Raw genomic sequence first — 10,369 nt, 5'->3', positions numbered from 1 at the left:
TGTCATGGTGAAACAACAGCAGCACGATTACGGCAGTATCATCATCGGTGGGCATGACGACATCAGTGAAGTTATGACTTCGGTCGAGGCGGCAGAGTACCTGAAGATGCATGTCAAGACGGTATGCCGCCTGGCGAAAGAAAAGAAGATCCCGGCCAAGAAGGTAGGAAGCGAGTGGCGTTTTCTTCGAAGTGTGCTTGACAGATGGCTTTCCCAGGAAGAGGTCACCAGTACGGTGGAGTAGGAAAATCCAGGCATGAACGGATCGATGAAAAAAACACAATTCGAGAGGATAGAGACGCAGATCTCCGATACTGCTGCGTTCAGGATCTCCGGGAAACTGGGATTTCATGAAAACAGCAAAGTCGAGCATCTTCTCGATGAATGTCTGAAAAGAGAATATAAGAAGATCATCTTTGATTTTTCGGAGCTCTCTTCCCTGGGTGGTGGTGTAGCCAGGATCTTCAGGAAATTTATCAATACGGTAAATGAACTTGGCGGAAAAGTAAAGTTTGTCATAACAAACGATGTTATTCTGGATTTTTTAAGGGATGATGATGTTCAGATCGATGTTTACGATACGTTCGATAGCGCGATGAGCGCTGCCCCGGGACATTCCTATATGGAGGATCAGGGCGGCGCCGGAGAAGAAGAGGTCGACCAGCCTCCACAGAGCGATGAAGATGATGATTCGGTTCCAGGATCGACTGTCGAACCTGGCATGGAGATGGAATCTTCGGGGGAAAATGCTTCGGGGTCTTCGACCGTGATAATGATGCCTTATGACGGTGATACACAGGCTGAGCCTGAAATAGAAGACGGGGACGGCAACATCCTTTCGGAGATATTCGAGAGTGAAAGGAAAGATTCTCCACCCGACTGGATCGATGATCCAGTTTCACCTTTCAACAGGATGGAAAATACCGGTAGCGACGGGTGTCTCGACGCGAACGGTCTCACCAGAAAACTCAAGAGGACTATACTCGAACTTAAAACTTTATTCTCTATAAGCACCGATTTTAACTCGATAAGGGATAAGAGAAGATTGATGGATATCTTTCTCTTGACGTCGATCGCGCAGGGAGGCGTCGAATCGGCGGTATTCTTTGAGAAATCAGGTAATCTCTTTGCGCCGGTGATGTTTAAGGGGGTGGGGGAAAAAGCTTTAAAGGCTTTCAATCTTTCTAACCCGGAGACTAAAAGGATCACGGGAAATAACGATCTGATAGTGATTGATTCAGATTCTTTCAACGATGAGATATGCCGGTTTCTTAAAGGCGCGGGGCTTGAATATTTTTACCCCTTTATAGTGGAGAACAGGATCGCCGGACTCATCTTCCTGGGCAAGCGGATAACCGGTCGCGGGATGCAGGAGGAAGATTTTGAGTTCATGAAGATCCTTATAAACATCGCTCAGGGAGCGTTTGAGAATGCTACTATGTATGAACGCGAACATGAACGCACCCTCGGTATCGTCAAGACTCTCATCTCTCTGATAGAGGAGAACACTCTTCTCAAGGGAACATCGGAATTTGTATCAAGGTATGTTGGTATGGTGGCCAAGGATATCGGCTACCCTGAGGAGCATTTCAACGATTTGATCTACGGGACCGTTCTCAGGGATATGGGGATGATAAAGGTGAGTGAACTGATAGTAAGAAGCCCCAGGGAATTGACCCGTGAAGAGTGGAATGTGATAAACCGGCATCCCGAAGACGGTGCCGATATGCTGAGAAGGATGAAATTCAACGATCACGTTGTCGATATAGTGACAAGCCATCACGAACGGTTCAATGGAGAAGGGTACCCAAGAGGTCTGAGAGGGAAAGAGATCCCGCTCGGCGCCAGAATCATCTCCGTGGTTGAAAGTTACTCGGCCATGATCCACGAACGGCCGAACAGACCCGCGTTATCCGAGAAGGAAGCGCTTCAGACTCTGAAAGAAAACTATGGGTTGCGCTACGACAGGGAGATAGTGAAGCGATTCGTGAAGATAATGGGTAAAGAGATCGCCCGATCCGTCAAACCCGCGTCTATAGTCAGCTAAAGGATGTATAGGTCTTGAGTAAAAGTATTCTCGTTGTCGACGATGATCCCAATGTCGTCGAGATCATTTCAGAGACCCTCAACAATGAAGGGTATGTCACTCGTTCTGCCCATGATGGCGATGAGGCTCTGATGAAATACGACCGCTATCATCCTGACCTGGTAATCCTTGATGTGAATCTTCCGCGCAAGGACGGATTCACCGTTTGCGACGAGATAAGGGCGAGGGACGTCCACAGTGATGTCCCCGTGATAATGATTTCGGGCAACTCGATTTCAGAAACGATGCTGGAAGGATTCAAATCAGGGGCCCAGGATTATATCAAGAAACCTTTTTCAGTACAGGAAGTGCTGGCGAAAATCGGCAACTTCCTAGAACAGGCGGATGGAAGAAAAAACCTCAGGGAGCAGAAGGAGATCCTCGAAGACGAGCTTCAGAAAGGGCAGGAGGATTATAAACGGGTAAACAGGAAACTTAAGAAAATAATCCTCGATATGCGCACTCTCTTCGATCTGAGCCAGGATCTTAACAGGCTCCAGGATCCTGAGGAACTTTACCATGTTTTTTTCCTGACGATCATTGGTCAACTTGGAGTCGAATCGTTAAGCCTCTTCCACGTGGAGAACGAGTCTGACAATTTCCTCGCTTTCGCGGGTGGCAAGAGAGTGCGTGACGGCGTCCTGAAAACGGTAAGGCTTTTCAGGGGGACCGGGCTGGCGAAGTACATGACGGATAACCCCGATGTCTTACAGCTAAAGGCGGAGGGACTTCCCGAAGACGCCGCACTTGAAGCGGTGTTCATGAAGGACCTCGGATTTGAATATTGTTTCCCTCTGATCATAAAGAATCAGCTTATCGGCATATTCTTCATTGGAGGAAAAATAAACAAACAGCAGTACACCAACGCTGATTTTGAGATATTCAAATCGATCTGCAATTCGGCTACTACAGGGCTACAGAATTCAAGACTTTTTACTGAACTTCAGAATACCTACCTCTCGACGATCAAGGTCCTTGTCTCGACGATCGAGGCGAAAGATTCGTATACGAGGGGGCATACAGACAGGGTTGCCAGGTACGCGCGCCTTATCGCCGACGAGATGGGGATGGACAAGGAACAGAAGGATATCGTCAGCTTTGGAGCCGCTCTTCATGATATCGGAAAACTCGGCGTCTATGAGAATATTCTCAACAAACCCGGAGAACTTACTGAAAAAGAATGGCTTATTGTAAGAAGCCATCCGGAAGTCGGCGCCAATATAATCAAGAATCTGAAATTTCTTGAATCTGCCACAGACCTCGTCAGACATCATCACGAGCGTCTCGATGGAAAAGGCTATCCTGACGGACTGAAGGGGGATGAGATATCGACCGGAGCCAGGATAGTCGCAGTAGCGGACAGCTTCGACGCGATGACTACTACCCGGCCCTATCGGGAAGCGTTCAGCTTCCCCGAGGCTTTCAAGCAGCTCAGGAAGCAGAGCCACAAGTTTGATCAGAATATTGTCGAAAACCTTGTCAGACTTTACGAGAAAGGGATCATAAAAGAGTAAAAAACAATTCCGCCGTCAATCGAGTCTTTCTTTTTCAAAACAATAGTATCCTTTTATTTTTTAATCCTTTGCAGATCCACAAACATTTTGCTGTAAATCGTGTGGACAGGGAGCGGGTACCCGCGCGTCGATCCAGATCCCGATAGACTTACTTAACCGGTTATCTTTGAATGGAATATGATTAATCTGGTTGTCGAATCTGTCGGGCACTTCGATTGCTGCAATTCTTCATCAGAGGAGCTGCAGTCTGAAAAGCCCGGGATTTTCAGACGCGGCGTCGAATATCGGGGAGTGTCGGCCCCGGTGATGTGGCAGTGAGGTGTGGCAGGGGTCGACATTCTTTTTTCTAAAAAAGGAAGAGATCAAAGTCCGGTTGCTGGTCTGCCAGGGTCATGACTCGGTGAGAGGTTCTTTCTGTTTGACGCTGATCTTTTCGACCAGCTCGTTGCGAAGAGCGTTAATGTCCAGTTTGCGCTTGAGCTTGCCGCCTCTCGCGATAGATATCATGCTCGTCTCTTCGCTGACAATGATAGTGATCGCGTCGGTCTCTTCGGAAAGACCCAGGCCGGCTCTATGCCTTGTTCCAAGGGATTTGGTCAGTCGGGGATTCTGCGAGAGTGGGAGAATGCATCCCGCGGCCACTATGCGGTTCTTCTCGATGATGACAGCTCCGTCATGGAGTGGACCGGGCGGAGTGAATACTGTTACGAGCAGCTCCGCTGAGACCCTCGAATCGAGGGCTGTCCCCGTTTCAATATAGTTCCTCAGACCCACATCCTGTTCCATGACGATTATCGCTCCAAGTCCTTTCTGGGTGAGCTGGCTGCAGGCCTTTACGATCTCGCTGACCGTGCCGGACTCCTCGACTCTGAAAAATATTCCAAGGATACGGTTTTGTCCGAGTTGCGTAAGGGCTTTTCTGAGTTCCGGTTGGAATAGGATGACAAATGCGATCACCCATACTGTCTTCAGGCTGCTTAATATCCAGTTCAGGGCGTTCAGGTTCAGCCACTGGGCGACAAAGGAGAGGATTATGAGCAGAAAGAGGCCAATGAACATCTGTGTCGCCCTCGATCCCCTGAACAGAAGAAAGAGCCTGTAGAACAGGAACGCGACTATGATAATATCAAGAACGTCTATTGTCAGGTTGAAATGAAACGGGTTCAACTTGCGTCATCCTTCCGAGTGATAGCTTTCCATACCCTGATGAAATCTGTTGTCTCCCTCACATCGTGTGTCCTGATGATCTGTATGCCGGCAGCGAGAGATTTGCCCAGAACGGCCAATCCTCCTTCGATCCTTTTATTTTCCGGCTGTCCCGTGATCGCCCCTAAAAACGATTTTCTCGAATATCCTATGAGAACAGGAAATCCCAGAGTATGAAAATCACCGGCCTGATCGATGATATCGAGATTGTCTTCCAATCTTTTCCCGAAACCTATTCCCGGGTCAATGATTATTTTTTCTTTTTCGATCCCGGCAGATATGAGGTCTCCCGTCCTTTCGTCGAGATACCTTATTATTTCTTGAACGGGATCGGAATACTCGGGTTTGTTCTGCATCGTCGCCGGAGTCCCGCGCATATGCATCGCGACGACTGCTGCCCGGGTCCGTACAGCTAACCGGATCATTTCCCCGTCATGCCGCAGGGCGCTTATATCGTTTATTATAGACGCGCCGGCGTCCATCGCCGCCTCGGCCACGGAGGCTTTCCGGGTATCGACCGATATCGGCACGGATACCTTCTTCGAAATCCTCCGGAGGACCGGGATCACCCTGGATAGTTCCTCCGAAGGGTCGAGTTCAGTGGCCCCGGGCCGGGTAGACTCTCCGCCTATATCGATGATCGACGCTCCTTCTTCGATCATCATCAAAGCCCTCTCCATGGCGGCTTCCGGATCTGTATATAACCCTCCGTCGCTGAAACTGTCGGGGGTCAGATTGAGGACTCCCATGATGACAGGTCCGTTGAGAAGATCGATAGTACCGGAAGGGATGCGGATCTGCCGGGGGGGAGATTTTTTCAGAGCGACAAGGCGTCTTACTTCCTCGCCAAGTTCGTCCAGACTGAAAGGCTGTCCTTCCAGTTTGTCAGCGAATCTTATGAATCTCGCCGGATCGGCGATCAGGTAGACCGTCGAAGATTCGGGTCTTCCCGAGATGACGTCCCGGTGGACGGCAGCATCGCCGCCGATCGACAGGAGTTGCTGTTTTATGATATTGGCCGCTTCGGCCCTGACGCCATCGACGCGCAGGGCGAATACTTGCGTCTTGTCGGCCATTATCTCTATGCCGCTCGATGTCACGCCGGCATTGGCCAGACGACGGCCAAGCGTTTCCCTGTTTCCCGTGGAGACCAGACGTAGATTATAACGCATCCGAATATCTTACCGCTTCTTGTTCTCCGGATCCTCGTCGGTACCGGTGATTTCATCGACATCATCTTCCAGGTCGGAACTATCTGACTCTCCACCCGCTTCAGGCCGTGTTTCCGGGAGCGTCTCTTTATTTCCGTCCTCATCGTCCATACTATTGGCAATGGGTTTCTTCCTCATCGGGGGAAGAGTCCCTTTGTTCAAAAGGATCTTGATATCTTCGGCGTCGAGAGATTCTCGCTCCAGGAGCGCTTCGGCCACCCTGTGCAGGTCGTCTTCGTGTTCCTTTATGATTTTCGTCGCCTTTTTATGGCATTCCGTGATGATCGCCTTTATCTCTTGATCGATCTCCCTGGCTGTCTCTTCGCTGAAATCCTTGCGCGTCATCAATTCCTTTCCAAGGAATATCTGGTCCTCATGAGTGCCGTAGGCGATCGGTCCGAGTTTTTCGCTCATTCCCCACCTGGTCACCATTTTATGAGCGATCGACGTGGCAGTCTTTATATCGGCCTGGGCTCCCGAACCGACCCTGTGTATTACGACCTCTTCGGCGACTCTTCCACCCATCGACATGGTGATCTGATCGAGCAGGTATTCGCGCGACTGGTAGTGCATACGGTCGTCGTCAGGGAGAAAGAATGTTACGCCTCCCGTGAATCTTCTTGGTATGATAGTGACCTTGTGAAGCGGATCAGTCTCTTCGAGATATGATCCCACTATGACATGGCCAGCTTCATGGTAGGCAGTCATTCTTCTGGTGTCTTCCTTGATCACTCTGCTCTTTCGTTCCGGACCCAGGAATACCTTGTCTTTTGCCTGTTCGAAGTCGTCCATATAGACCTTGTCTTTGTTCTCTTTTGCCGCGAGAAGAGCGGCTTCGTTCACCATATTGGCGATATCGGCTCCCGACATTCCCGGTGTGCCCCTGGCGAGGATCTCCAGGTCGACATCGTCGGCGACAGGTACTTTTCGAACGTGGACCTTGAGTATGCCCAACCGTCCACGCATATCAGGCATATCGACTATTACCCGGCGATCGAACCGCCCCGGCCTCAAGAGTGCGGGATCAAGGACATCCGGCCTGTTGGTGGCCGCGATGAGAATGACCCCTTCGTTCGTTTCGAATCCATCCATCTCGACGAGCAACTGGTTAAGGGTCTGTTCTCTTTCGTCGTGTCCGCCGCCAAGTCCGGCGCCCCTGTGCCTGCCGACAGCGTCAAGCTCGTCAATAAAAAGAATGCATGGGGCGTGTTTTTTGCCTTTATCGAAAAGATCCCTTACTCGGCTTGCGCCGACTCCCACAAACATCTCAACGAAATCTGATCCGCTCATGCTGAAGAAGGGAACGTTCGCTTCACCGGCGACCGCTCTCGCCAGGAGGGTCTTTCCCGTGCCGGGAGCTCCAAGAAGGATCACTCCCTTGGGGATGTGCCCGCCAAGCCTCTGGAATTTTTTCGGATCACCAAGGAATTCTATAACTTCCTTGAGCTCTGTTTTAGCTTCATCCGCTCCGGCGACGTCGGCAAAAGTGACTTTTGACAGATTGGTGTTCATTAATTTGGCTTTGCTTTTGCCGAAGGAGAAGGCTTTGTTGCCACCCGACTGCATCTGGCGCATCAAGAAGACCCACAGCACTAGAAGCGCGATAAGCGGCAGAGCCGTGGCAAGCGCTTTTACCCATATGCTGCTGCCGGGGTATTCGGCTTCGATCTTCGTGTCGGGGTTGACGGCCCAAATCTTTTCGGGAAGGTCCTTGTCCTCAGATGGAAGGATCACCTTGAAACTGCTTATAACCGTTCCTTCCCCTCCCGTTGGGATGCTTATCGGAGAATTCAGGGAACCATGGACCTCCAGCCCCTTGATCATTACGCTTGCCACGTTACCGTTGTTGACTTCAGTAATGAACTGGGTATATGTGATAGGCCATTCCTTCTCCCGCGACGAATTGTAAAGGAGATAGGCAAGGAAAAAGAGAATTACGACCATTACCCACAGCGCCATCGATTTCGACGGTTTCTGGTTCCCGGGAGCAGATCCCGGCGGTACCCACCTTTTTTGTGGAGGGATATTTTTGTTTTTTCCTTTTTCATCCATTTTATTATTCAACATCCTTGATAAAGATACTTCGACATATCCTGCAAGATAATGAAAAACGGGGAGTTTGTCTACACTGTTTAGCTGATCTTGCCACAGAGAGGCCTTTCCCGCAGGTGAAAGGGGCCTGGAGTGCCCACTGTACGCTACCAGTCACTACTGTCGGTTATCGGCGGTTATTGCCAGTTCTTTTAGTTGTGGTGTCAGTTCCGCAATGAATGGCAGGTTCCTGTGCATCTCCATGTAATCGAGGCCATATCCGACCACGAAGATGTCCGGGATCTTGAATCCGCTGTAATGAACCGGGACATCCGTCTTTCTGGCAGACGGTTTGTCGAGAAGAGTGCAGACTCTCAAGCTTTTCGTCCTCTTCTCGCCTATCGTCCTTAAAAGAAGGGAAAGCGTGTGACCTGAATCGACTATTTCGTCAATGATGATGACATCCCGGTCTCTCAGATCTGCTCTTATATGGTTTACTACCTCGATCACATTACTTCTTTTGGCGCCGTTGCGGTAGGATGAGAGTGAGACGAAATCGATCTCATGGGGAATCGTAAGATGGCGGACGAGGTCCGCCATAAAAATAAAAGCTCCTTTAAGGAGCGTTATGAAAACCGGCTTGCCATCCGTATAGTCGTTTGATATCTCTCCGGCCAGTTCACAGACTCTTTTTTCGATCTCCTCGGCGGAAAATATCGTCTTGTATTCAGTCATTTTCTGATCAATGTCCGTTCTATCTTTTAAATTTCCTCACGGGAGAGTAGCATAATTGAATGCTTGAGGAAAGACTTAAATTTTCACGCCTCCTGGATCTTTAAGGGTAATGATAACAGTCCCTTCCGATGGATCCTTCACCTTTGTCCTTTCGGCGGCGACTATTCCCGGAACCCAGAAGATCCCTTTTTTATCCTCGAAAACGGGGATCAGTCCGCGCTTTTTAAGCGGTATTTTTTTGTCGATGAAGATATCGCTCAGTTTTTTTCTTCCCTTCATTCCCGCCGGGATAATCCTGTCACCCCGGCTCCTCGCCCTGATGATGACGGGAAACTCGATACCGGCAAATTCCTCTCCCGGATGATCGTAGTCTCGGGGTTCCTTCGCTGGTCCACGCCGTTCGATCGTCAGAGTCAGATCCCATGACGGCAGATCGTAGCTCCCCGGGGATGGTATGACCGACGGTTCTATCGTTTTATCCCCGATACCGGCCAAGATGGACCTGATCCTTATACTGTCATGTTCTTTCCAGATCTCAAGTCCATGAGGAAGCTGGATCATGCTGCCCGATCTGCCAGACTGTATGAGTCTCTTCGCCGCGTCGAAATGGATCTTTTCAATATCGCGGTAGATGCCGAATCTCGTCCTCAGTATACGGTCCAGATGCAGGTAGATCTGAAAACCGCTCAGCTCCATGACATCCCCGACTTTGACAATGATGTCGCCAGAATCCTCGATGAGATGAAGGGATCCAAGCTGATCGTCAAGGAGTTTCCAACCTTCGGCGATATTTTCTCCGGTCCTTATCAGGGCGTCGTCGATCGATGGATTGAAATCGCGCCTGATCATCGGAAGAAGCCTGTTGCGGATACGGTTTCTGAGTATTGTATTGTCCCTGTTGCTCTTGTCAATCGCGTATCTGATCCCTTTTTCCCCGAGGAACTCTCTCAGTTCGGCCCTGCTCGACGAGAGGACCGGCCTGATGAATATCCCTCGTCTTACCGGCATTCCGGAAAGTCCCTTCCAGCCCGAACCCCTTATGATATGATGAAGGATCGTCTCTGCCTGATCATCCCGGTTGTGACCAAGTGCTACCGAATCAGCCCGCCATCGTCGCGCTTCTGTTTCCAGGAAATCATATCTCATATTGCGCGCTGTCTCTTCCATTCCTGTTTTTGACCGCCTGGCCATAAGGGGTACGTCGCCTGAACCGGTCATGGTTTCGATGCCGAGCTTTTCGCAGTACCTGAGGACCAGCATTTTTTCGCGTTCTCCCTTGTCGCGGATACGATGGTCGAAACAGGCGGCGGCCAGGGTGAATCCTGTTTCTTCCGACAGGCAGGAGAGGATCGTCAGCATGGCCATCGAGTCGGGGCCTCCCGAGACAGCGGCGATGATCCTTGACCCCGGCATTATGAGGGCATGGCTGTCGATCCAGAGCCTGGTTTGTTCGATGCAATCCATAGGTATGTCGTTTTAAAGGAGATTATAACGGCATTTATCTGGTGGCGGTGCAGGGATTTGAACCCCGGACACGCGGATTATGATTCCGCTGCTCTAACCAACTGAGCTACACCGCCACACTC

8 protein-coding genes and 1 tRNA gene are annotated in these 10,369 nt (G+C 50.3%); 3 read left to right on the top strand and 6 right to left on the bottom strand.

What is annotated here, in order from left to right:
- The first annotated feature begins 4 nt into the window (after nt 1-4).
- The 3 genes from JW814_10055 to JW814_10045 are packed head-to-tail and all read left to right on the top strand — an operon-like array spanning nt 5 to nt 3,600.
- Nucleotides 5-244: a helix-turn-helix domain-containing protein gene (locus JW814_10055; GenBank protein MBN2071787.1), complete on the top strand. Its 240-nt coding sequence runs from the start codon at nt 5-7 to the stop codon at nt 242-244.
- A gap of 12 nt (nt 245-256) precedes the next feature.
- Nucleotides 257-2,047: an HD domain-containing protein gene (locus JW814_10050; protein ID MBN2071786.1), complete on the top strand. Its 1,791-nt coding sequence runs from the start codon at nt 257-259 to the stop codon at nt 2,045-2,047.
- A gap of 14 nt (nt 2,048-2,061) precedes the next feature.
- Nucleotides 2,062-3,600 (top strand): response regulator, encoded by a 1,539-nt coding sequence (locus tag JW814_10045; GenBank protein MBN2071785.1) that lies wholly within the window; start codon nt 2,062-2,064, stop codon nt 3,598-3,600.
- Nucleotides 3,601-3,990: 390 nt separating this feature from the next.
- Here the strand turns inward: JW814_10045 and cdaA are convergent, their stop codons facing one another.
- From cdaA to JW814_10015, 6 genes are all read right to left on the bottom strand, one after another.
- Nucleotides 3,991-4,767 carry a diadenylate cyclase CdaA gene (gene cdaA, locus JW814_10040; GenBank protein ID MBN2071784.1) on the bottom strand — a complete coding sequence of 259 codons (777 nt, stop codon included), beginning with the start codon at nt 4,765-4,767 and terminating at the stop codon, nt 3,991-3,993.
- A complete protein-coding gene (gene folP, locus JW814_10035; GenBank protein MBN2071783.1) occupies nt 4,764-5,978 on the bottom strand; it encodes a dihydropteroate synthase in 1,215 nt (404 codons plus the stop codon). Before folP ends, cdaA begins: the two co-directional genes overlap by 4 nt.
- A gap of 9 nt (nt 5,979-5,987) precedes the next feature.
- Complete coding sequence (ftsH, locus tag JW814_10030; GenBank protein MBN2071782.1) at nt 5,988-7,961, bottom strand: ATP-dependent zinc metalloprotease FtsH; 1,974 nt, start codon at nt 7,959-7,961, stop codon at nt 5,988-5,990.
- A 264-nt stretch (nt 7,962-8,225) separates the two neighbouring features.
- Nucleotides 8,226-8,783 (bottom strand): hypoxanthine phosphoribosyltransferase, encoded by a 558-nt coding sequence (gene hpt, locus JW814_10025; protein MBN2071781.1) that lies wholly within the window; start codon nt 8,781-8,783, stop codon nt 8,226-8,228.
- A 75-nt stretch (nt 8,784-8,858) separates the two neighbouring features.
- Entirely contained in the window at nt 8,859-10,247 is a 1,389-nt protein-coding gene (gene tilS, locus JW814_10020) for a tRNA lysidine(34) synthetase TilS (protein MBN2071780.1), read from the bottom strand.
- Between the two features lie 39 nt (nt 10,248-10,286).
- Nucleotides 10,287-10,363, bottom strand: a tRNA-Met gene (locus JW814_10015).
- Nucleotides 10,364-10,369: the final 6 nt, after the last annotated feature.

The organism is Candidatus Krumholzibacteriota bacterium, assembly GCA_016932415.1.
In the GTDB taxonomy this organism is placed as follows: domain Bacteria; phylum Krumholzibacteriota; class Krumholzibacteriia; order Krumholzibacteriales; family Krumholzibacteriaceae; genus Krumholzibacterium.
Note: the sequence above shows the minus strand (reverse complement) of the source record. Positions and strands in the feature narration are given on the sequence as shown.

What these genes read in the sequence shown, in the direction of transcription:
- JW814_10055 (MBN2071787.1), top strand. Translation starts at nt 5, where the DNA reads ATGGTGAAACAACAGCAGCACGATTACGGCAGTATCATCATCGGTGGG.
- JW814_10050 (MBN2071786.1), top strand. Translation starts at nt 257, where the DNA reads ATGAACGGATCGATGAAAAAAACACAATTCGAGAGGATAGAGACGCAG.
- folP (MBN2071783.1), bottom strand. Translation starts at nt 5,978, where the DNA reads ATGCGTTATAATCTACGTCTGGTCTCCACGGGAAACAGGGAAACGCTT.
- ftsH (MBN2071782.1), bottom strand. Translation starts at nt 7,961, where the DNA reads ATGGTCGTAATTCTCTTTTTCCTTGCCTATCTCCTTTACAATTCGTCG.
- hpt (MBN2071781.1), bottom strand. Translation starts at nt 8,783, where the DNA reads ATGACTGAATACAAGACGATATTTTCCGCCGAGGAGATCGAAAAAAGA.
- tilS (MBN2071780.1), bottom strand. Translation starts at nt 10,247, where the DNA reads ATGGATTGCATCGAACAAACCAGGCTCTGGATCGACAGCCATGCCCTC.